Raw genomic sequence first — 23,275 nt, 5'->3', positions numbered from 1 at the left:
GAGGAGATTTTACGATGTCAGGTTTTATTCATGCGGCAAAGTCACTTCTTCTATTGGAATTTGTGAGTGCTTTTTTCTTAGCCATGCGTCAATTTTTTTCACCAAAGCCCACGATTAATTATCCTTATGAAAAAGGTTTTGTATCTCAGCGTTTTCGCGGTGAGCATGCATTGCGTCGCTATCCAAATGGTGAAGAACGGTGTATTGCTTGTAAATTATGTGAAGCAATTTGCCCTGCGCAAGCGATTACAATTGAGGCTGGACCGCGACGTAATGATGGTACGCGTAGAACTGTTCGTTATGATATCGATATGGTTAAGTGTATCTACTGCGGTTTTTGTCAAGAGGCTTGTCCGGTAGAGGCTATTGTTGAAGGTCCAAATTTTGAATTTGCAACAGAAACGCGTGAAGAACTCTATTATGATAAAGAAAAGCTTTTAATGAATGGAGATCGTTGGGAGCGAGAAATTGCTCGAAATATATTGATGGATGCGCCTTATCGTTAAGTGTATCGTTAAATGAGGTGTCGGATATTTTTCCGATAAATTGTAATCTGGTATGAAGTTTATACCAATTGTTTGAATATTTGAGGAGAAGCCTATGCTAACAGATCTAGCGGCGGCATTTTTCTATTTGTTTGCTTTTATTATGCTAACAAGTGCAGTTATTGTTATTACAGCACGCAATCCAGTGCATTCTGTTTTGTTTTTAATCCTCGCATTTTTTAATGCAGCGGCTTTATTTTTGCTTGCAGGAGCAGAGTTTTTAGGGCTTATTCTGCTTGTTGTGTATGTTGGAGCTGTCGCTGTTTTATTTTTATTTGTCGTTATGATGCTTGACGTTGATTTTGCTGAATTAAAGAGTGGAACTCTTCGGTATGCTCCTATTGGAGCTCTTATTGGTGTTATTATCGCTGTAGAATTGATTGTTGTTTTTGTGAGTAGCTATTTTTCTCCAGACTTGAGAACGCATGTTACCCAACCAATGCCAGATTTAGCGCAGCGAACAAATACACAAGCATTAGGTGATATTCTCTATACGGATTATGTTTTTTATTTTCAAATTGCTGGAATGATTTTATTGGTTGCAATGATTGGGGCTATTGTTTTAACACTTCGTCATAAATTAGGAGTAAAGCGGCAATCTATTGCGGAGCAAGTTTCTAGAACGGTAGAAAGTGCCATTGAAATCAAACAAGTTGAATCAGGCAAAGGTATGTAAGGGGGGCTATGTAGATGTATATTGATATTACACATTATCTCATTGTTTCTGCTTTGATGTTTACAATTGGTATTGCTGGAATTTTTCTCAACAGAAAAAACGTAATTATTATCTTGATGTCCATTGAGCTTATATTGCTTTCAGTTAATCTCAATTTTGTTGCATTTTCAGCATTTCTTCATGATCTCGTTGGTCAGATATTCGCTTTATTTGTCTTAACCGTAGCAGCTGCTGAAGCTGCCATTGGTTTAGCAATTCTGGTCGTTTTTTTCCGTAATCGTGGTTCCATTGCGGTTGAAGATGTTAATGTAATGAAAGGCTAACCAGTGATGTATTATACGATTGTCTTTCTTCCGCTTTTGGGTTTTTTAATTGCTGCACTAGGTGGAAAAACGATAGGAGATCGTGCGAGTGAATTGATAACATGTAGCTTTATGGTTGTTGTTGCCATATTATCGTGGATAGCATTTTTCAGTATTGCACTTGGTCATATTCCAGCGATTGATGTCTTGGTATTACATTGGCTTACTATTGGTGACTTAAGCTTTAATTGGGCTTTACATGTTGATACATTAACAGCTGTTATGCTTATTGTTGTGAATAGTGTTTCGGCATTGGTACATATTTATTCAATTGGTTATATGCACCATGACCCTTCAAGGTCTCGTTTTTTTTCTTATCTTTCTTTGTTTACATTTATGATGCTTATGTTGGTCACATCCAATAATTTGATTCAGATGTTTTTTGGATGGGAAGGTGTCGGACTTGCTTCTTATTTACTCATTGGTTTTTGGTTTCAGCGCGATTCTGCTAATAAGGCCGCAATGAAAGCTTTTGTAGTTAATCGTGTTGGAGACTTTGGTTTTCTCTTAGGAATCTTTAGTATTTTTGTTTTATTCCAATCGGTTGATTTTGCTTCCATTTTTGCAAAAGCTGCAAACAATAACCTTATACAAAATATGACATTTTTAGGTTGGCAATTTGATGGGCAGACGGCAATTACCATTACATGCCTTTTATTATTTATTGGTGCGATGGGAAAATCAGCACAATTTCTTTTACATACTTGGCTGCCTGATGCAATGGAAGGACCAACCCCTGTATCAGCGCTTATTCATGCCGCTACAATGGTAACGGCTGGTGTTTTTATGGTTGCGCGTATGTCGCCAATTTTTGAACTTTCTTCAACTGCTTTGACCGTGATTATTATTGTTGGAGCAACAACAGCGTTTTTTGCAGCAACTGTGGGGTTGGTGCAGAATGATATTAAACGTGTTATTGCTTATTCTACATGCTCTCAGCTCGGTTATATGTTTGTGGCATTAGGTGTTGGAGCTTATGGCGCTGCTGTCTTTCATCTTTTTACGCATGCTTTTTTTAAAGCCTTATTGTTTCTTGGTGCAGGTTCTGTCATTCATGCTGTATCTGATGAACAAGATATGCGAAAAATGGGTGGGTTACGCAAACATATAAAAGTCACCTATTGGATGATGATGGTCGGGACCATTGCATTGACAGGTGTTGGAATTCCAGGAACACTTTTCGGGACTGCAGGTTTTTTCTCAAAAGATGCGATTATAGAGTCTGCTTTTGTATCCCATAATATTGCTTCAGGATATGCTTTTTATCTTCTTGTTTTTTCAGCTTTATTAACAAGTTTCTATTCATGGCGGCTTATCTTTATGACATTCCATGGTAAACCACGGGCAACAGTTGATGTTATGCATCATGTTCATGAATCACCTCCAGTTATGTTGATTCCACTCTTTCTTTTATCTATTGGAGCAATATTTTCTGGTGTCGTTTTCCAACCTTACTTTTTTGGTGACTTGTATAATGCTTTTTGGAAGGGAGCATTATTTACAAGCAGCCACAATCACATTCTTCATGATGCCCACCATGTCTTTAATTGGGTAAAATGGTCGCCATTTATAGCGATGGTTCTTGGGTTTATTTTAGCTTATTTATTTTATGTTTCTATTCCATCTCTTCCTAAGAAAATGGTTCGTATTATGCCAGGAGCATATAATTTTCTTTACCAAAAATGGTATTTCGATCAATTATATAACTTTTTGTTTGTTCGTCCTACCTTTAGAATTGGTTCTTTTCTTTGGAAAGTGGGAGACGGTAAGATTATTGATGGTCTAGGTCCTAATGGTATCGCAGCGCGTGTTGTTGATATTACAAATAGAATTGTTCGATTGCAAACAGGCTATCTTTACCACTATGCATTTGCAATGCTTATCGGCGTTGCATTACTCATTACATGGATGATGATCGGGGGCGTAAACTAATGTCCGATTGGCCTATTCTTTCTACGGTTACATTTTTGCCACTTGTTGGTGTGCTTCTGATTTTGTTTATCAAAGATGATAGTGAAGTAGCACGCCATAATATACGTAATGTCGCATTTTTTACGACTTTATTTGTTTTTATTATTTCTTTAATTATTTGGATAGGATTTGATTCTAGCAACCCAAATTTTCAAATGGTTGAAAAGTCCAGTTGGTTAGGAGGGGGCATTAGCTATCATATGGGGGTTGATGGTATTTCTATTCTTTTTGTTGTTCTCTCGGCTTTTCTTTTGCCTTTTTGTATTTTAGCAAGTTGGGAAAATGTTAAAGAGAGATTAAAGGCTTATATGATTGCATTTCTTCTTCTAGAAGTTGCGATTATTGGCGTTTTTTGTGCTCTTGATGCAATGCTATTCTATGTTTTTTTTGAAGGCAGCCTTATTCCAATGTTTATCATTATAGGTGTATGGGGTGGAGCACGTCGTGTTTATGCAAGTATAAAGTTTTTCTTATATACTTTACTTGGTTCAGTGCTTATGCTGGTTGCTCTTATGGCTATGTATTGGGAGGCTGGGACACTTGATATACCAACTTTACTCAATTACCAGTTTCCTGCTCATATGCAAATATGGTTATGGCTTGCATTTTTTGCTTCTTTCGCAGTTAAAATGCCAATGTGGCCAGTTCATACATGGCTCCCTGATGCTCACGTGGAAGCACCGACAGCGGGTTCCGTTATTTTAGCTGGTGTCTTACTCAAATTAGGTGGGTATGGTTTTCTTCGTTTTTCTTTGCCTATGTTTCCTATCGCTTCAGCAGATTTTGCACCTTTGATTTTTACATTATCGCTTATCGCTATTATTTATACGTCGTTGGTTGCACTTGTTCAAAATGACATCAAAAAGCTTATTGCTTATTCTTCAATAGCGCATATGGGGTATGTGACAATGGGCATTTTTTCTGCGAATGAACAAGGGATACAAGGGGCTATTTATCAGATGCTATCCCATGGAATTGTTTCAGCAGCGTTGTTTCTTTGTGTTGGGGTTATCTATGATCGCTTGCATACACGTGAAATTTCAGCGTTTGGTGGTTTAGTGAATAATATGCCTAAATATGCTGTTGTTTTCTTAATTTTCACTATGGCAAATGTTGGTTTGCCTGGAAGCTCAGGATTTTTGGGTGAATTTTTAACCTTAATAGGTGTTTTTCAAGTAAATAAATTGGTTGTTGTTTTAGCAACAACGGGTGTTATCTTATCGGCAGCCTATGCCCTTTATCTTTATCGGCGTGTGGTTTTTGGTTCCTTGGATAAAGAGAATTTAAAAGTATTAATAGATCTTTCTTTAAGAGAAAAATTCATCCTTTATCCAATGGTTATTCTTACAATATTCTTTGGTATCTATCCAACGCCTATTCTTAAAGCAACGGCGTTTTCCGTAGAAACCCTCATCAATAAACTGCACTAGATAAGGGAAGAACGCACATGCAAACTGAAATAATAGCGCAATTAGTCTTAATTCTTCCGGAGCTTTTAATCGCATTAGGAGCTGTCGTGTTGCTTATGATTGGTGTTTATTCCAATACACGTGCTTCTTTAACAGTGACAGGTTTAGCCATGGCACTTCTTGTGGCAACCATTATTATTCTTATAGTTTTTCCGAAAAATGGTTCATTTCAAACCAATGCGCTCGTTATCGATTCCTTTAGTCGTTATATGAAAATTTTAATGCTTATTGGTGCACTCTTTTCTCTTATCATGTCTGTTGGTTTTGCCAATGCACAAAAGTTTAATATATTTGAATTTCCAGTGCTTGTTCTTTTAGCAACCCTTGGAATGATGTTTATGATTTCAGCGGGTAATATGCTGTCGCTTTATATGGGGTTAGAGCTGCAATCTTTAGCTTTATATGTTTTAGCAGCGATTAATCGTAATAATGTAAAATCTTCTGAAGCCGGTATAAAATACTTTGTTTTAGGAGCATTATCTTCAGGATTGCTGCTTTATGGTATTTCTTTGCTTTATGGTTTTACGGGTCAAATTGGTTTTCACGAAATTGCTGTTGCTTTAAAAAGTGAAAATTTGCAATTGGGAGTTATCTTTGGAATTGTTTTTATTTTAGCTGGTTTGGCTTTCAAAATTTCTGCTGTTCCATTTCATATGTGGACACCTGATGTTTATGAAGGAGCGCCAACACCGATTACAGCATTTTTTGCTGGTGCCCCTAAAGTTGCTGCAATGGCTTTAATCATCCGTATTATTGTGATGACCTTTATTCCCCTAGGGCATGTTGATAATGTGATGCCTGCATGGCAACAAATTTTGGTCTTCATGGCGATTGCATCAATGATACTTGGTGCATTTGCTGCAATTGGTCAAAATAACATTAAGCGCTTAATGGCTTATTCGTCGATCAGTCATATGGGCTATGCACTTGTTGGTTTATCTGCTGGAGATATGCTAGGAATAAAAAGTGTTATTCTTTATATGACGATTTATCTTGGAATGACGATTGGCTCGTTTGCTTTTATTCTTGGAATGCGCTCTCAGAATGGCAATGTTGAAAATATTTATGATCTTTCAGGGTTAGCAAAAACAAATCCGTTTATGGCTATTGTTATGACAATACAGCTTTTCTCGTTAGCCAGTGTACCACCTATGGCTGGTTTTTTTGGGAAGTGGTATACATTTTCTGCTGCTGTCCATGCTGGTCTGACGCCACTTGCAGTCGTTGGGATGATAGCGTCTGTCGTTGGAGCTTTTTACTATTTACGAGTCATTAAAATTATGTGGTTTGATGACGCAAAAGCGCATTTTGTTGCTTTATCGAATGAGCTTCAATTTTGTCTCGGTCTTTCTGCATTGTTTATTTTATTTTATACACTTTTTGGAGTTTGGTTTGCTGAATTAGCAGAAAAAGCAGCAGCTGCATTGTTTTAATGAATATGGTTTATATTTTATCAGATTTTGCTCAAGAACAAGGATACACTATTGAAGCGTATGATAGTGTTGACTCAACAAATCTCATTGCGCAACGAAAAGCACAAACTGGTCATCAAGGCAATCTTTGGATTGTTGCACAAGAACAATCACAGGGAAGAGCAAGAAGAGGGAGGACTTGGTCTAGTCCCAAAGGGAACCTTTATTCTAGTCTTTTATTAATTGATGATATTGTTCATCAAACTGCAGCTCAACTTGGTTTTGTTGCTGGAATAAGTGTGGCAGAGGCAATAAAACAATTGATAAAAGATGAAAAGCAGGCAAACAATATTGTGAGTTTAAAATGGCCAAACGATATTTTGCTCAGAGGAGAAAAAAGCTCTGGAGTTTTGCTTGAGATTTTAAAATTGTCATCACAACAATATGCATTGGTTATTGGTATTGGAATAAATGTGAAATATAATTATGAAGATGCACCCTATCCCACTTCAAGCTTAAAGAATATCGGTTTGCATATTGAAGCAGAACAATTATTTACGGTTTTGACGGAGTGTTTTTCTAGAAATTACCTTCTTTGGAAACAACCAAAAGGATGTGAAATAATCCGAAAAAAATGGCTTTTATATTCTGCTCATCTTGGGAAATATGTCAAAGTGGTGAATGATGAAAAAGTCATTGAGGGTGTTTTTGATGGTCTTGATAGTGATTTTAACTGCATCATAAAGCAAAAAAATGGTCAGACAGCCATTATAACAGCTGGAGATGTTCATTTTGGTTCGGCTGCTTCTATTAATGCAGGTCGTTATTAAAAAATTATTTTACCATCAGATACCTTAATGATTTTGGGAGATATTTATGGTTGCAGCTAATAAGAATGAGTTTGTTTTTTTACCTCTGGGGGGTGTAGGTGAAATAGGGATGAATTTAGCTGCTTACGGATTTGGTCCCCAACATCTTCGTGAATGGCTGCTGGTTGATATGGGAATTAGTTTTGCTGGTTCTGAATTACCAGGAGTCGACCTTGTTTTTCCTGATATTCGTTTTCTAGAAAGTGAAAAACATAATATACGGGGTCTTGTTTTAACACATGCACATGAAGATCATTATGGGGCCGTTCTTGATTTATGGCCAAAGTTACAAGTTCCAATTTACTGTACGCCTTTTACAGCAGGATTATTGGAAACTAAAAAACAATTAGATTTTGAATCTCAAAAAATTTTACTCAATATTTTTCAAGCTGGTGATTGTTTTCAGGTAGGTTCCTTTGCTGTAGAGGCTATAGCTGTTAACCATTCAATACCAGAATCTGTATCTTTAGCAATTACAACCTCTTTGGGGACTGTGATTCATACTGGTGATTGGAAAATTGATCATACTCCTTCACTTGGGGCTGTGACGAATGAAAAAAGATTTCGTGCGTTAGGAAAAAAAGGTGTTTTAGCATTACTTTGTGATTCTACAAATGCGTGTCGGGATGGTATATCTCCATCAGAGCAGCAGGTTCAAGCCAGTCTTTCTGAGATTATTTCCAAAGCTGAAGGGCGCGTTGCAATAGCAACTTTTTCTTCTAATATTGGTCGGATACGTTCTATTGCTCTTGCAGCTGAAGCTGCTGGACGTAAGGTGCTTGTCATTGGGCGCTCCCTTAAGCGAAGTATTATGGTTGCACAAGAGCTTGGTTATATGAATGGTTTAGCACCATTTGTAACGGAAGATGATTATGGTTACATTTTGCGAAAAGATCTTGTTTTAATTGTCACAGGGAGCCAAGGTGAGCCATGTGCTGCTTTGGCTAAACTGTCACGTGATGGAATGAGAAATATTGCACTTTCTGCTGGTGATACCGTTATTTATTCATCACGAAGTATTCCAGGAAACGAAAAAGCGATTATTGAGGTACAAAATCGTTTCATTGATTTGGGTATTGAAATTATTACGAATGAAGATGCACTTGTTCATGTTTCAGGTCATCCCCGTCGTTCAGAACTTTTACAGATGTATGATTGGGTAAAACCACAGATACTTGTTCCTGTACATGGGGAAGCAATGCATCTTAAGGCTCAGGCAACTTTAGCGCGTCAAGCGGGTATTAAAATTGTTACAGATATCAGAAATGGACATATGTTACGTTTTGCACCAGAGCCTGTAGAAGTTGTTGATCAAGTTCCTGTTGGCCGCATCTATAAGGATGGTTGCCTAATTGGAGATGAAAATGAACTAGGGATTCGTGAACGTCGCAAACTAAGTTATGCTGGTCATGTTACTATTTCTCTCCATATAAATAGTAAGCATGAATTATTAGGGGATATAGGTCTAACAACATTCGGGTTACCTGAAAGTAATGGAAAGGGAGAAAGTTTAAAAGATATTCTTTTAGATATTATAGAAAATACAGTTTATAATATCCCACGCATGAAACAGAAAAATAATGAACTTATTCGAGAGGCAACACGACGTGCTGTGAGGGCGGCTGTTCATGAAATTTGGCAAAAAAAACCTATCTGTACAGTTTTTTTACATCGGTCAAAATGAGGAACTTTCATATTACGTTATTTAAAAAGAGAAGAGCATTTTTATTTTATTGCTAAATAAGAAAAATAGAGAATAAAGCCTGGTAAATTTTTAAATAATAAGATCGTTATATTTGCAAGTATTCAGAATGCGGCTATAGATGAATAGAGGGTGTGATAAATTGTTCCGATATGATAGGTGTGATTAGGAGTTAGTTATTTAATGCGTCTTACTCAATATTTCCTTCCACTTTTAAAAGAGAATCCTAAGGAAGCAGAGATTGTTTCTCATCGGCTCATGTTGCGTGCCGGTATGATTCGCCAACAAACATCAGGAATTTATTCTTGGCTTCCTTTGGGAAAAAAAGTGCTTGATAAAGTTTGTAAAATTATTCGTGAGGAGCAAGAACGTGCGGGTGCAATAGAAATATTGATGCCTACAATTCAATCTGCTGATCTTTGGCGTGAAAGCGGTCGTTATGATGATTATGGTTTGGAAATGCTTCGCATTAAAGATCGCCAAAAGCGTGATTTACTTTATGGTCCAACCAATGAAGAGATGGTAACAGATATTTTTCGCTCATATGTTCGTTCTTATAAAGATCTTCCACTTAATTTATATCATATTCAATGGAAATTTCGTGATGAAATTCGCCCACGTTTTGGTGTGATGCGGGCACGAGAATTTTTAATGAAAGATGCTTATTCTTTTGATCTTGATTATGAAGGTTCTAAAACATCTTATAATCGTATGTTTGTTGCTTATTTACGCACTTTTTCTCGTCTTGGTTTAAAAGCAATTCCTATGCGTGCAGATACAGGTCCAATAGGGGGGGAACTCAGTCATGAATTTATCATTTTGGCTGAAACGGGAGAGAGCGCTATCTTCTGTGATAAACAATTTCTTGAACTTACTGTTCCTGATAGTTCAATCGATTTTAGTGATAAAGCTGTTTTGGATGATATTGTTAAACAATGGACATCTTTTTATGCAGCGACGGAAGAAATGCATAATGAAAAGGAGTGGGCTAAAGTTTCTGATCATAATCGTCTTTCAGCGCGTGGTATTGAAGTCGGGCATATTTTCCACTTTGGCACGAAATATTCTGCTCCAATGGGAGCAAAAGTTATGGGACAAGATGGAAAAGAGCATGTAGTCTCTATGGGATCTTATGGTATTGGACCTTCGCGTCTTGTTGCGGCCGCTATAGAGGCTTCTCATGATGAAAATGGTATTATTTGGCCAAAGTCGATGGCACCGTTTGATTTTGGAATTATCAATATGAAACCAGAGGATGAAAAATGTACACAGACATGTGAAATGCTCTATCAAGGATTAAGGCGTGCTGGTTTTGATCCATTATTAGATGATAGAAATGAACGTCCTGGATCAAAATTTGCAACAATGGATTTGATTGGTTTGCCAACGCAAATCATTGTTGGTCCTAACAGCATTGCACAAAATGAAGTTGAAATTAAAGATCGAAAAACAGGTGTAAAAAAATCTCTAAAGGTTGAAGATGTACTCAGCCAACTTTCTATGAATTAATAGGAAATGTTATGAAGAGGCTGAAAGACAAATGGTTTTCATCTTATGAGTGGATGATCGCTTTTCGTTACATGATTCCCAATAAAAAACATGTCGTTGCATCTGTTATTTCAATTATTTCTCTTATTGGGATTATGTTGGGCGTATTTGCTCTGGTTGTTGTTATGGCGGTGATGAATGGCTTTCGTACAGAGCTTCTCAATCGTATTCTTGGTATGAATGGGCATCTTATTGTTCAAACAGTTGATTCTGGTTTTTCTGATTATAAGACTCTTATTTCTTCTTTAGAATCTACAAAGGGTGTGAAGTTTGCTTTGCCTGTTATTGAAGGTCAAGCGCTTGTTCAAGGTGAAGTTCAAGGTGGCTCTGGCGCATTAGTTCGTGGTATGCGCAAACAAGATCTAGAAAAGCTTAAAACAGTCTCTCAAAACATTAAATTAGGATCGATTTCTCGGTTTGATAAAGAAGAAGGTGTTGCAATTGGAAGTGGCTTAGCAGAAAAATTGGGGCTGACAGTTGGAAGAGATATCCGTATTATTACTCCAGATGGTGATGAGACTCCTTTTGGCGTTACACCACGTGTGAAAGCTTATAAAGTCGTTGCTATTTTTGAAGTTGGTATGTCTGAATATGATTCAATATTTATCTTTATGCCTCTCCATGAAGCACAAATGTTTTTTAATTTGGGAGATAAGGTTCAGTCTTTAGAATTATTTCTAAATGATCCTGATGCTGTTGATCAAATAAAACCTGTTGTAGAAAAAACAGTTGATCAACAGGTCTATTTAATTGATTGGCGTACACGCAATCAGGCTTTTTTTTCAGCCTTACAGATTGAACGAAATGTTATGTTTTTCATTCTTTCTCTGATCGTTCTTGTTGCTGCTTTAAATATTATTTCAGGGCTGATTATGCTTGTAAAAGATAAAAGTCATGATATTGCGATTTTACGCACGATGGGGGCTCAACAGAGTGCGATTTTGCGTATATTTATCATTACAGGAATGATGATTGGTTTTATTGGAACTATATTGGGTTTAGTTTTAGGTGTTATCGCGACCGCGAATATTAATCATATCCAAGACTTTATATCTTGGTTATTTAATGTCGACGTTTTTAATCCTCAACTTTATTTTTTAACAAAATTGCCTGCACAAATTGAGTGGAAACAGACCATCTTGGTTGCTATGATGGCTTTATTTTTGTCGTTTCTTGCTGCTCTCATTCCGGCATGGCGTGCTGCTAAGCTAGATCCCGTACAAGCTTTGAGGTATGAATAATGACAGCTATTTTAGAGCTTGTAGAGATTGAAAGACACTTTTTCGAGAGTCATAAGCCGCTTATTGTTTTAGATAAAGCGAATTTTATTCTTAATCGTGGAGAGCTTGTTGCACTTGTTGCACCATCTGGTGCTGGAAAATCAACACTTCTTCATATTGCTGGATTATTAGAAAAACCAACAGCTGGTGATGTGATGTTACGGGGTATTTCTTGTGCAAAGCGCTCTGATAGTGAGCGAACAGCTATAAGACGAAATGATATTGGTTTTGTTTATCAATTTCATCATTTACTTCCAGAGTTTACGGCGTTAGAAAATGTCATGGTACCGCAAATGATAGCAGGATTAAAAAAATCCATAGCAGAAGATCGTGCGCGCAAATTATTGACGTATCTGCGTATTTCTCATCGTGCTAACCATCGTCCCTCAGAGTTATCGGGAGGAGAACAACAACGTGTTGCTATTGCACGTGCAGTAGCAAATGGCCCTTCGGTTCTTTTGGCTGATGAACCTACAGGAAATCTTGATCCAGTAACTTCAGCTTATGTTTTTCAAGCTTTGTCTATCCTTGTTCGTCAGTCGGGTCTTTCTGCCCTTATTGCAACACATAATTACGCTTTGGCTAAGCAAATGCATCGTCGAATTACACTTAAAGAACAAAAGATTATAGAACTTCCTTAAAAGCAAGGTACAAATTTTATACGACTAATTGAATAGTTTATATTACTTTATTCAAGGAGATTTTTTATGACAGTTTTTGTCGTTGACAAAAATCAATTAGATGTGCGTCGTCGTCGATTGATTTTTCGTGCATGGCATCGCGGTATTCGTGAAATGGATCTCATTTTTGGACATTATGTCGATGCTCATATTACTGAAATGAATGATAAAACGCTCTCTGAACTTGAATATATTATGTCTTTTGATGATCGTGATTTACTCACATGGATTACTGGAGAAGTTTCGCCACCCTCTGAAGTTGATAGTCCACTTTTTCGCGATATTGCCAATTATCGTATTTGCTTAAGTTATTAATCCTGATGCCTATATTTAAAAAAATTGTTATTCCCAAAAATAATTCTGTTCGTATGATTTTTGATGGAGTTCCTGATGGATTTGAAGCCTTTGCGCTTGCTAAATTAAGTTCAGAAATTGCACAAGGTAAACCACTCATCTATGTTGTCCGCGACGGAACAAAAATTGTTCATTTACAACAAGTTTTAAATTTTATTGAGCCCAATTTACCCATACTTCAATTTCCTGCATGGGATTGTTTGCCTTATGATCGTGTGTCACCAGGAATTGCTGTTATGGCACGTCGACTATCAGCATTGGCACACATAGCAAATTTACGTAAAGATCCACATCCTGCAATTATATTAACAACAGCAAATGCGATTATGCAAAAGTTACCTCCTCGTGAAATGATAGAAGCTCAGCTTATTCACGCACGTGTTGGCCAGCGCAATAACATGGGAAATCTTATTCAGTTTTTAGAAACCAATGGTTTTGAACGCGTTACGGTTGTCCGTGATGTTGGTGAGTTTGCTGTAAGAGGAGGAATACTTGATATCTTTTCTCCCATGGATGTTGAACCTTTACGTCTTGATTTTTTTGGAGATACCCTAGAAAGTATCCGCATATTTGATCCAGAAAGTCAAAGGACAACAGGTCAAAAAACTGAACTTTTATTACAGGCAATGAGTGAGGTTGTTCTTACACCAGAACGCATAAGCCGTTTTAAGAGCAATTATACCCGTACATTTGGTGTATCACAAAAAAATAACATGCTTTATGAAGCAATTGCTCAAGGTCGGCGTTTTGCCGGTATGGAACATTGGCTTCCATTTTTTTATGAAAACCTTGATAGTTTTTTTGACCATTGTGGTAACTTACCGATAGTTTTTGAGCATCTCATAGAAGAAGCCTTCATTGAACGCTATCGTCTTATTGAGGACTATTATAACGCGCGCAAAGAGCGCGAAAATGATGAAAAAAATTCTACTTCTTATCATCCAATAGATCCTAGTCTTTTCTATTTAACGCCAGAGCGTGTTTTGGAGGGTGTGCAACAATCTTCACAGCGTATTGATTTTTCGCCTTTTAATATTCCACAAAGTTTGGAAAAAACTGTTATTCACACCAATGTTAAACAGGGATATGATTTTGTAAAAGAGCGTAATGCGCAAGAAAAAAATGTTTTTTCAAGTGTTATTGATCATATCGCATCTTTACGCACTGCTGGTAAAAAAGTGCTTTTAGCGTGTTGGAGTGAAGGATCTCTCAATCGTTTGCTACAAGTTCTCGATGAGCATGGATTGAAAAAAATAGATGTTGCAAAATCCTTGCAAACTGTCAAAGCAACACCACGAGATCGCATATTAGCAGCTGTTATCATGATAGAACATGGTTTTGAGGCTGAAGATTTGGCTGTTATAGCAGAGCAAGATATCCTTGGCGATCGTTTTATAAGATCGCCAAAGCGGCGTAAAAATAATACAAATTTTATTTCTGAAATTTCTGCTTTAAATTCTGGTGATATTATTGTGCATATCGACCACGGTATTGGCCAATTTGTTGGTCTTAAAACCATCAAAACTACTGGAATTTTACGAGATTGTCTTGAAATTAGATATGCTGGAGGTGATTTACTCTTTTTACCTGTTGAAAATATTGAGCTTCTCTCACGTTATGGCTCAGAAGGAACAGAGGTAACTTTAGATAAATTAGGGGGTGTTGCTTGGCAAGCACGTAAAGCTCGGCTTAAAAAACATTTATTGGAAATGGCAGGGCAATTAATTCGTATAGCTGCAGAGCGTATGACTCGTGCTGCGCCTGCTTTACTTCCACCAATTGGACCATTTGATGAGTTTGTTGCTTGCTTTCCCTATGAAGAAACGGAAGATCAAATGAATGCAATTGATGCTGTTTTAGACGATTTAGCCTCAGGAAAGCCTATGGATCGCTTGATATGCGGTGATGTTGGTTTTGGAAAAACCGAAGTAGCCATTCGAAGTGCTTTTGTCGCAGCATTAAATGGATATCAGGTTGCTGTTGTTGTACCGACAACTTTACTTTCACGTCAACATTACAAGACATTTATTTCTCGTTTTCAAGGATTACCGGTTAAAATTGGACATGCTTCAAGGCTTGTAAAAGCGAAAGAACTTGCACAAGTAAAAAAAGGTGTTTCAGATGGTACAATCGATATTGTCATTGGAACCCATGCATTATTAAGTGGTGCCGTTAATTTTTTACGGTTAGGCCTTCTCATCATTGATGAGGAGCAACATTTTGGTGTCAAACACAAAGAGCGTTTAAAAGAGCTTAAAAGTGATATTCATGTTCTCACACTTTCAGCAACTCCCATACCACGCACTTTAGGATTAGCATTATCGGGTGTACGTGAACTTTCATTGATAACAACGCCCCCCATTGATAGAATGGCGGTTCGTACTTTTATTTCACCTTTTGATGCACTTGTTATACGAGAGACCCTGCTTCGAGAATATTATCGTGGCGGACAAAGTTTCTATGTTTGTCCTCGTATTTCTGATCTGGCTTTTGTAGAAGAATATCTCAAAACACATGTGCCAGAACTTAAATTCGTTGTGGCTCATGGACAAATGCCGGCTGGACAACTTGATGATATTATGAATGCATTTTATGATGGGCAATATGATGTTTTGCTATCGACAACCATTATTGAATCTGGTCTTGATATTCCAACAGCCAATACCCTAATTGTGCATCGCGCTGAGATGTTTGGTCTTTCTGCACTCTATCAGTTACGAGGGAGGGTAGGGCGCTCAAAACAACGTGCTTATGCACTCTTTACATTTCCTGCTGGTAAAGTTTTAACAGCTGCTGCTGATCGCCGTCTTAAAGTTTTACAATCTCTTGACACCTTGGGGGCCGGTTTTCAATTGGCAAGCCATGACATGGATATCCGCGGTTCAGGCAATTTTTTAGGTGAAGAGCAATCGGGACATATTAAAGAAGTTGGATTTGAACTCTATCAAAAAATGCTTGAAGAAGCTGTTGCTGAATTAAAAGATGGAGAGCTAAATGAAGATAAGCAATGGTCTCCTCAAATTTCACTTGGTACAACAGTGATGATACCAGAAAGTTTCGTGCCTGACTTGCCATTACGTATGGGGCTTTATCGTCGTTTAACAGAACTTGATGATTTAGAACAAATTGATGAATTTGCAGCGGAGTTAATTGATCGCTTTGGTCCTTTACCGCTTGAAGTTCAACACCTTCTTAAAGTCTTTTATATCAAAACATTGTGTCGAAAAGCGCATGTAGAAAAATTGGATACTGGACCAAAGGGGATTGTTATACAGTTTCGCAATAATTATTTTGCAAATAGTGTTGCTCTTGTTCAGTGGGTTGGAAAACAAGGTTCGATGGCAAAAATTCGACCAGATCAAAGTATCGCTCTTATTCGTGATTGGTCCACAGCGGATGAAAGGCTTGTTGGAGCAGCGAATATTATGACACAGCTTGTCGAAATGGCAGAACAACATTCTGGTTAAAAACTTCTTTGTTGTTTCAGAATTGTTACTCATTTTTATAAAATTATTATAAAAAACAAATAGTTATTGATTTTTTATAAGAATAAAATTTAAGTTTATAATAAAAGAACTTCTTACATATTCATTTTGCGTTCTTCATCATAAGACATATTGATACAATGAAGAAAATAGCTTAGACGGTGTAACCGTAATAAATAGAACGTGCATATAAGTACCTTCTCTAAAAAGCAAAAATTTAAGCCAAGATAACATGCTTTCTTCATTACAAAAGTTGCTAACGATAGTTTTTTACTCCCTGTAATATATGGCATAAAAACGCTCACGCTGATTTATCTTCTAAGGAACAATACCAACATTAAAAAACAAAAGAAAGAATACTAAAGATAGCATACAATTTATTGAAGATAAGTTATTTATATTTAGATATTTTGGGAAAAAATTTTTCTAAAGCAGAATACTATAAGCGTTTGCAGGAACGAAATAAGTTTTTAAAAGAACTGAAAAATCTGAAGAATGAATATTATAATCTTGGTTCGAATTACAGGATCTATTTGAAAAAAATAAAAATTTATCTCTAGGGTAGATATAGCGAGAGAGTACGAAGTAGGAGAATACGAAGAAAAGCTGAATTATTTAATAAATAGAAAATTATCCTCATATTTATTATTAGTTGCAAAGTTTTAGCGGATATATTGCAGAGTGATATAGGTGCTATTTTACGCAAAGATTTTGATTGGAAAGATAAAGATTTTTATTGAGTAAAAGACGCAATTAATTCGATAAGCCCCAGTTTCTAGCAATATAAAAGAATTGCTAACAGAAGGCTCTTAATAGCTATGAAAAACAAACATTTGATGATGTAAAAGATAAATTATTATTATAAATAAAATATTTTCAACAGTTATAAATTTTCTCTCTAAGAAAATATGTTGTTTAATTAAGAAAAAAGCACTTCTTTAGTAGCGTATTTTTAAACTAAACTTTTTGGTTAAAAGCTGTAGAATATAAAACTTTTATTACAAATAATGTATCGCCCTTGTTTTGTAAACAAGGGCAGAAAATTGTCCATTAGCAAAAAGTTCTCTTACAATTATGCAGAAATTTTAGACAATCAGTGGTTTTAATTTATGAAATGTTTCAATTATACCGTAAATGATTTTATTTTTGTGTATCACACGAATCACATAAAGAAAAAAGTAAAATTTATCTGATATTTTGAAGCTTCATGCATTACAACAGCTGTTGCTAAGGCTCTACGAGCTTAACATGAAGAGTAATAAATGTAAAAAGTTTAATTAGTAAGATTTTTAGAGTAGTATAGGAGTTTATTTTAATTAATATTGCAATATTGATTCGTTTGTGTAATCTTAGCTTAAATGCACAGAGGTGTTTTATGGATAGATTGCATCAAACACCAATATGATAAAGAGGGGAATTATATGGGTGTATAAAAATTAGAATAGCTTGTCGTATTTTTTTCTCTAAATTTGACTTTTTTTTTTATATTGAAGTAAAAATAGTAAAATTAAGTGTTATTTCATTATAATTTAATAAATTTAAGTTGGAATTATATTTAATATTTTTTTGAAGTTACTTAAAAGCGCGTTGAAAGGATTAACTTAATCATGTCGCATAAAAATGTTTATTCTGCTGTTTCAGTATTAGTTGGAGCCGCTGCCCTTTTTCTTATAGCTGGTATTTCTGCAAATGCGCAAACTTTATCACAAGGTTGGTACAAAGTTTGCAGTAAGCAGCATGATGTTGATATTTGTAATACAATGAATACTGTATTATCGAATACGGGACAACCTTTAACGGCTTTTAATCTTGTTGAAATAAAAGGGAAGCAAAATGAAAAACGTATAGGTATTCAAGTACCTACAGGTCGTTTTTTGCCAGAAGGTGTTCACATTAAAATCGGTGACGACTTCTCTAAAAAAATTCCTTATATTATTTGTAATGGACCAAGTTGTATTGCCAATGATGTCTTAGATGATAAGCTTATAGCTGCTATGAAAAGTGGTACAAAAATGGTTGTAACCACAGTTAATTTCCGTGGTTCAGCTAATCCTATTGAATTTTCTCTTAATGGGTTTACAGCAGCCTATACCGGTCCTGGTATGGAGGAAAAAGATTTCCAACAAGAACAAATAAAGATGCAGCAAGCTATTCAATCAAAGCAAAAAGAAATTGAAGATCGTATGCGGGCTGAGCAAGAAAAAGCAAAACAAAAGTGATAAACCCACACCATAGAATTGGTTGAAACGTCTTCTATAATTATTTATTTAAACCGCCACAGAAAACTGTGGCGGTTTTTTTAATCTTTAATTTTTCGAAAGAATTCTGCGTTTCCACCAACCAATACGTTCAGTTTTGGAAGAATCATTAGGCGTTGATGAAACAACAACGGGTTGATTAATTGTTTCTTCAATTTGGGAAGGAGAGGTTTCGACAACTTCCTCCATCTCGATTATAGTTTCTTTCTCTAATATTTTTTGTATTTGCGTTGTCTCTTTAGAAGATGATTTTTTACGTGTTCCACGTGTTGACTTTTTACTATTTTCAAGAGTTTTATCTTCTACTTTATGAATAGATTTGTCTGCCTTTTTTGTTTTAGCTTTACGTACTGAACTAGTTTTAGGTTTTTCTTCAAGAGATTTTTGTTCTACGACATTTTGATCATTATCTAAAGAAAGTTGATTTTCTACTACTTTTGAAGAACGTGTTTTACGTTTTTTAGGTTTAATACTTGTATCAATTTTTTTAGATTCACCCTGTTGTTGTATATCTAGAGCTTGTGTATTATTCTTTGTTTCTTCAAGTTCAAAAGATTTAGCAGGTGAAACACGATGTTTGCGGTGTGCTGCTTTAATTTCTGCTAAAGCCTGCTTAGCAAAATCTCCCACTGGTTCTGCGTAAGGAATGCGAATCTGATGAAAACTATTATCTTGATTGCGTCGACCACCACGACGTCCTCGACGACGTCCTCGACGATAAGAATCATCACTCAAGGTATCTTCTTTTTTATGAACGTTGGAGAGAGAATGATCAGTAATTTCATCGTGACGATTTTTGCGCCGACGCTTTTGGTTTGTTTCAATGGGAGAAGGATTTTCAATAGATTCACTTTCTGTGAAAACAGAATCTTCAATTTCTTGCTTATTAACATCTTCCAATGAAGATCGAGAAATGCTCTCTGCTAGTGAGCCTTTAGAAATAACAAGATGTTGCGTTCCAATACTATCATCTGCTTCAATACTAATATTAAGCTTAAAGCGAGTTTCTAAATTAACAAGAATATTGCGTTTATGATTTAATACATAAAGCGCTGTTGCTACGGGTGTGCGCACGATAATATTATATTGCGAATTATGAAGAAGATATTCTTCAATTGAGCGCATGACATGTAACGCAATTGATGATTCAGAACGTATATTTCCTGTTCCTGCGCAATGCGGGCAGGGCTGTGTTGTACTTTCTAAAACCGATATGCGAATACGTTGACGACTCATTTCTAAAAGGCCGAAGTGTGAAATATGACCTACTTGAATACGAGCACGATCATTTTTTAAACAATCTTTTAATTTTTTTTCGACCAGCTTTACATTGCGTTCTTCAAGCATATCAATAAAATCAATCACAATTAAACCAGCAAGGTCACGCAAGCGTAATTGACGCGCTACTTCTTCAGCAGCTTCAAGGTTAGTTTGTAAAGCTGTCTTTTCGACAGAGAATTCTTTCGTAGAGCGGCCAGAATTTACGTCAATAGCAACAAGTGCTTCTGTTTGATTAATAACAAGATAACCACCAGATTTTAAAGAAACCTGTGGTTGCAACATTTTATCAAGTTGAATTTCAATATTATTTCTTGCAAAAATGGGTGTAGGATCACGGTAAGGTTGCACAACTTTTGCATGACTTGGCATGAGCATACGCATAAAGTCTTTCGCTTCACGATATCCTTGGTCTCCAGAGACAAGAATTTCACTAATGTTCTTATTGTAAAGATCTCGTATAGAACGCTTGATGAGATTACTTTCTTCATGGACAAGGCATGGCGCCGTTGACTCGAGTGTCAAAGTGCGAATAGTATCCCATAACCGCATAAGATATTCATAATCACGTTTAATTTCAGCTTTTGTTCTATTGGCACCAGCGGTTCGTAAGATAACACCCATACCTTTTGGAACGGCTAATTCTTTTACGATTTCTTTAAGACGCTTACGGTCTTGTACGTTCGTAATTTTTCGTGAAATACCACCACCACGTGCTGTGTTGGGCATTAGAACAGAATAACGACCTGCTAAAGACAGATATGTTGTAAGGGCAGCACCTTTATTACCACGCTCTTCTTTAATGACTTGTACCAACAAAATTTGACGTCGTTTAATGACTTCTTGAATTTTATACTGGCGCCCTTGTTTTCTTTGATAAATTGGGAGCTCTTCACGGATGTCCTCAGCACCAACCATTTCGATCTCATCATAAGAGATATCGGCATTTAATGCTTCTTCTGTATTATCAATTATTGTTGATTCAGATGTGATATCATTTTCAATATCGGCTGCTATGACATTGTTTTTTCCATTTTTTTTTGTTATTCTGGAGCGTTTTTTATTTTTAGTTGCTTCTTCCGTAAAGGCATCTACAGAATTTTCTCCTACAGCTGCTTTTTCCTCTTCTTCAAGAAGAGCAAGGCGATCAGCAATAGGAATTTGATAATAATCAGGATGAATTTCAGAAAATGTTAAAAAACCATGTCTGTTTCCACCATATTCAACAAAAGCTGCTTGGAGAGACGGTTCTACACGCGTAATACGTGCGAGATAAATATTCCCCTTGAGCTGTTTTCTATGTTCTGATTCAAAATCAAGTTCTTCAATTTTGTTGCCGTGAACAACAACAACACGTGTTTCCTCCGGATGGGAGGCATCTATAAGCATTTTGTTTGACATAAGCTAATATCCTGAAGGCGACATGCACAATTTTATTCAAACGAACGCTATAACTATTCGTAAATATAAAAGGCTGTCTGCCATAAAAGGGAGGTACCAGAAAAACAGGACGGAACACCACGTGCAAAGGCATGACTGCATTTACACCATTTCTCATCATTATCTCCATCTGTTTTTTATGACTCATATTTCTTAAAAGTCTCCGGTAAAATAATCTTTAAAACAGTTCGGATATCCGAACCAACGAATCTTAAGTAATGCAATCCTAATGTTATAACATAGAAATTTTTCATCCATAAAAAAGTCTCAATGCATAATAGGCAAAAAACCTCTAAAGACAACTTAATATGAGTTACAGATAATTTAGATGACTATTATCAGCTAGGAAGCATAAATATTCTTTTATGTTGATATCATGCGTTTGGCAAGTAACAATGTAAATCATGTATAATGATAATGTCTTTAATGACCTTAATTTCGTTTTTGGGTGTTTATTTAGCTTTTATTGAAAAATAGAGAATAAATTGGTGTATCGTTTTTATATAACCAAGATAAATTATTACAAATGTAATGTAGAGTATTTTGCTTATGATAAGAGTTTTCTTTACCAAAAAGCTGAAAACAGCTTATGGGAATGTTATTGTGCTTGTCACATACTTTTTATTATTATTTTTGCTATTCCAAACCAGTGTTCAAGCCGCAGATCCTCTGAGACTTATTAATTTTCGAACCATTGGTGATAGTGTTCATACGCGTATTATTGCGGTTTTCAATTCAAAACCAAATGTTCGTTTACAGATTTTGGACAGGCCAGCACGGTTGGTTATCAATTTACCTACAATTGACTTTTCGATGCAAAATACGCCTTTAAAGAAACAGAATACATTATCCGTTATGCTTTCAGATGTGCGTTATGCTTTTTCTGACATACAGACTTCACGCATTATTTTGACAAGTAAAACGGCCTTTGTAATTGAAAAAAGTGTCGTAAAAAAATTAAATAATGATTTATGGCAGTTGCTGATTGATATTCGTAAAACTACACTAGAAAAATTTGATGAAATATTAAAAAAACAGCAAAAGACCAATTTTGATACAAAAACGCAGTTAATGCCAGCATATAATTTTCGTGTTGTTCTTGATCCTGGTCATGGTGGTATTGATGGCGGTGCACGGGGTGTTACTGGAGTTTTAGAAAAAGATGTGACTTTAGACTTTGCGCGTGCATTGCGAGACGAATTACAAAAGGATTCTCATATTACTGTTGCTTTAACGCGAGATTCCAATATTTTTTTAAGACTAAGTGAAAGAGTTAAAAAAGCGCAAGAGCTCGATGCTGATCTTTTTATATCTATTCATGCAGATACGATTGATCTACATTCTCTTCGCGGTGCTACAGTGTATACCATATCAGACAAAGCCTCTGATGCCATTGCAAAATCTTTAGCTGAAAATGAAAATAAAGTTGATTTGCTGGATGGTTTGCCTGCAGATGAAACACTCGAAGTTACAGATATTTTGATGGATCTTACACGACGTGAAACACATACATTTTCGGTTAATTTTGCAAATAGTGTTATTTCAAGTTTATCAAAGAATCATATTAACTTGATTAATAACCCACATCGGTATGCTAATTTTCAAGTTTTAAGAGCTTCAGATATACCCTCCGTCTTGATAGAGATAGGTTATTTATCCAATAAAGAGGACGAAAAGTTATTAAATGATCCTCATTGGAGAAAACAAATGGCAGCCTCTATTGCTCATTCTATTCGTCAATTTGCTCATTATAGGCAGAAAATGATACAGCCTCTTTAAATTTGTGAGAAAATAGAGTATCAATATGGGGTTCTAGTGTACCTTAGTATAAATAAAAGATAGAAAATAATTTCTCTTGATCTCAATCTTGTGGTGATATCCGCTTGGTGTGTTTGAAGTAACGTATTTTTTCTTTGATTAATTCTTAAGAAAGCGATAGCCGTTTT

16 protein-coding genes are annotated in these 23,275 nt (G+C 36.0%); 15 read left to right on the top strand and 1 reads right to left on the bottom strand.

All coding sequences use genetic code 11. The features are described 5' to 3' along the window. Positions 1–14 precede the first annotated feature (14 nt). From nuoI to ACFIJ7_RS06275, 14 genes are all read left to right on the top strand, one after another. Entirely contained in the window at positions 15–506 is a 492-nt protein-coding gene (nuoI, locus tag ACFIJ7_RS06340; RefSeq protein ID WP_375636121.1) for an NADH-quinone oxidoreductase subunit NuoI, read from the top strand. 94 nt (positions 507–600) lie between these two features. Beyond that, positions 601–1,221 (top strand): NADH-quinone oxidoreductase subunit J, encoded by a 621-nt coding sequence (locus tag ACFIJ7_RS06335; protein WP_375636120.1) that lies wholly within the window; start codon positions 601–603, stop codon positions 1,219–1,221. Positions 1,222–1,235: 14 nt separating this feature from the next. Further along, positions 1,236–1,544 (top strand): NADH-quinone oxidoreductase subunit NuoK, encoded by a 309-nt coding sequence (gene nuoK / locus ACFIJ7_RS06330; protein WP_375644848.1) that lies wholly within the window; start codon positions 1,236–1,238, stop codon positions 1,542–1,544. Between the two features lie 6 nt (positions 1,545–1,550). Next, positions 1,551–3,515: an NADH-quinone oxidoreductase subunit L gene (gene nuoL / locus ACFIJ7_RS06325; protein WP_375644847.1), complete on the top strand. Its 1,965-nt coding sequence runs from the start codon at positions 1,551–1,553 to the stop codon at positions 3,513–3,515. Then, a complete protein-coding gene (locus ACFIJ7_RS06320) occupies positions 3,515–4,984 on the top strand; it encodes an NADH-quinone oxidoreductase subunit M (RefSeq protein ID WP_375644846.1) in 1,470 nt (489 codons plus the stop codon). Before nuoL ends, ACFIJ7_RS06320 begins: the two co-directional genes overlap by 1 nt. A 17-nt stretch (positions 4,985–5,001) precedes the next feature. Beyond that, positions 5,002–6,456 carry an NADH-quinone oxidoreductase subunit NuoN gene (gene nuoN, locus ACFIJ7_RS06315; protein WP_015856362.1) on the top strand — a complete coding sequence of 485 codons (1,455 nt, stop codon included), beginning with the start codon at positions 5,002–5,004 and terminating at the stop codon, positions 6,454–6,456. After that, positions 6,456–7,265, top strand: coding sequence for a biotin--[acetyl-CoA-carboxylase] ligase (locus ACFIJ7_RS06310; RefSeq protein WP_375644845.1), 810 nt, complete (start codon positions 6,456–6,458; stop codon positions 7,263–7,265). The genes nuoN and ACFIJ7_RS06310 overlap by 1 nt, the downstream gene beginning before the upstream one ends. A 46-nt stretch (positions 7,266–7,311) precedes the next feature. Further along, positions 7,312–8,988 (top strand): ribonuclease J, encoded by a 1,677-nt coding sequence (locus ACFIJ7_RS06305; protein WP_375628442.1) that lies wholly within the window; start codon positions 7,312–7,314, stop codon positions 8,986–8,988. Between the two features lie 201 nt (positions 8,989–9,189). Further along, the gene (proS, locus tag ACFIJ7_RS06300; RefSeq protein WP_375644844.1) at positions 9,190–10,515 is read left to right on the top strand and encodes a proline--tRNA ligase; all 1,326 of its coding nucleotides are present in this window, start codon (positions 9,190–9,192) and stop codon (positions 10,513–10,515) included. A gap of 11 nt (positions 10,516–10,526) precedes the next feature. After that, on the top strand, positions 10,527–11,795 hold the full coding sequence (locus ACFIJ7_RS06295) for a lipoprotein-releasing ABC transporter permease subunit (protein WP_375628438.1): 1,269 nt from the start codon (positions 10,527–10,529) through the stop codon (positions 11,793–11,795). Beyond that, positions 11,795–12,475 (top strand): ABC transporter ATP-binding protein, encoded by a 681-nt coding sequence (locus ACFIJ7_RS06290; protein WP_375644843.1) that lies wholly within the window; start codon positions 11,795–11,797, stop codon positions 12,473–12,475. The genes ACFIJ7_RS06295 and ACFIJ7_RS06290 overlap by 1 nt, the downstream gene beginning before the upstream one ends. A 66-nt stretch (positions 12,476–12,541) precedes the next feature. Continuing rightward, entirely contained in the window at positions 12,542–12,829 is a 288-nt protein-coding gene (locus ACFIJ7_RS06285; RefSeq protein WP_375644842.1) for a succinate dehydrogenase assembly factor 2, read from the top strand. A 5-nt stretch (positions 12,830–12,834) separates the two neighbouring features. Further along, positions 12,835–16,335, top strand: a complete 3,501-nt coding sequence (gene mfd / locus ACFIJ7_RS06280; RefSeq protein WP_375644841.1) for a transcription-repair coupling factor — start codon at positions 12,835–12,837, stop codon at positions 16,333–16,335. A gap of 1,625 nt (positions 16,336–17,960) precedes the next feature. Then, entirely contained in the window at positions 17,961–18,572 is a 612-nt protein-coding gene (locus ACFIJ7_RS06275; protein WP_015856370.1) for an invasion associated locus B family protein, read from the top strand. Between the two features lie 87 nt (positions 18,573–18,659). Here ACFIJ7_RS06275 and ACFIJ7_RS06270 read toward each other — a convergent pair whose 3' ends face one another. Next, on the bottom strand, positions 18,660–21,290 hold the full coding sequence (locus tag ACFIJ7_RS06270) for a ribonuclease E/G (RefSeq protein WP_375644840.1): 2,631 nt from the start codon (positions 21,288–21,290) through the stop codon (positions 18,660–18,662). Between the two features lie 588 nt (positions 21,291–21,878). On the opposite strand from ACFIJ7_RS06270, the gene ACFIJ7_RS06265 reads away from it, so the two are divergent. Then, entirely contained in the window at positions 21,879–23,108 is a 1,230-nt protein-coding gene (locus tag ACFIJ7_RS06265) for an N-acetylmuramoyl-L-alanine amidase (protein ID WP_375636112.1), read from the top strand. Positions 23,109–23,275 lie beyond the last annotated feature (167 nt).

The organism is Bartonella sp. MR100HLJHH, assembly GCF_042194215.1.
In the GTDB taxonomy this organism is placed as follows: domain Bacteria; phylum Pseudomonadota; class Alphaproteobacteria; order Rhizobiales; family Rhizobiaceae; genus Bartonella; species Bartonella grahamii.
Note: the sequence above shows the minus strand (reverse complement) of the source record. Positions and strands in the feature narration are given on the sequence as shown.

What these genes read in the sequence shown, in the direction of transcription:
- nuoI (WP_375636121.1), top strand. Translation starts at nt 15, where the DNA reads ATGTCAGGTTTTATTCATGCGGCAAAGTCACTTCTTCTATTGGAATTT.
- ACFIJ7_RS06335 (WP_375636120.1), top strand. Translation starts at nt 601, where the DNA reads ATGCTAACAGATCTAGCGGCGGCATTTTTCTATTTGTTTGCTTTTATT.
- nuoK (WP_375644848.1), top strand. Translation starts at nt 1,236, where the DNA reads ATGTATATTGATATTACACATTATCTCATTGTTTCTGCTTTGATGTTT.
- nuoL (WP_375644847.1), top strand. Translation starts at nt 1,551, where the DNA reads ATGTATTATACGATTGTCTTTCTTCCGCTTTTGGGTTTTTTAATTGCT.
- ACFIJ7_RS06320 (WP_375644846.1), top strand. Translation starts at nt 3,515, where the DNA reads ATGTCCGATTGGCCTATTCTTTCTACGGTTACATTTTTGCCACTTGTT.
- nuoN (WP_015856362.1), top strand. Translation starts at nt 5,002, where the DNA reads ATGCAAACTGAAATAATAGCGCAATTAGTCTTAATTCTTCCGGAGCTT.
- ACFIJ7_RS06310 (WP_375644845.1), top strand. Translation starts at nt 6,456, where the DNA reads ATGAATATGGTTTATATTTTATCAGATTTTGCTCAAGAACAAGGATAC.
- ACFIJ7_RS06305 (WP_375628442.1), top strand. Translation starts at nt 7,312, where the DNA reads ATGGTTGCAGCTAATAAGAATGAGTTTGTTTTTTTACCTCTGGGGGGT.
- proS (WP_375644844.1), top strand. Translation starts at nt 9,190, where the DNA reads ATGCGTCTTACTCAATATTTCCTTCCACTTTTAAAAGAGAATCCTAAG.
- ACFIJ7_RS06295 (WP_375628438.1), top strand. Translation starts at nt 10,527, where the DNA reads ATGAAGAGGCTGAAAGACAAATGGTTTTCATCTTATGAGTGGATGATC.
- ACFIJ7_RS06290 (WP_375644843.1), top strand. Translation starts at nt 11,795, where the DNA reads ATGACAGCTATTTTAGAGCTTGTAGAGATTGAAAGACACTTTTTCGAG.
- ACFIJ7_RS06285 (WP_375644842.1), top strand. Translation starts at nt 12,542, where the DNA reads ATGACAGTTTTTGTCGTTGACAAAAATCAATTAGATGTGCGTCGTCGT.
- mfd (WP_375644841.1), top strand. Translation starts at nt 12,835, where the DNA reads ATGCCTATATTTAAAAAAATTGTTATTCCCAAAAATAATTCTGTTCGT.
- ACFIJ7_RS06275 (WP_015856370.1), top strand. Translation starts at nt 17,961, where the DNA reads ATGTCGCATAAAAATGTTTATTCTGCTGTTTCAGTATTAGTTGGAGCC.
- ACFIJ7_RS06270 (WP_375644840.1), bottom strand. Translation starts at nt 21,290, where the DNA reads ATGTCAAACAAAATGCTTATAGATGCCTCCCATCCGGAGGAAACACGT.
- ACFIJ7_RS06265 (WP_375636112.1), top strand. Translation starts at nt 21,879, where the DNA reads ATGATAAGAGTTTTCTTTACCAAAAAGCTGAAAACAGCTTATGGGAAT.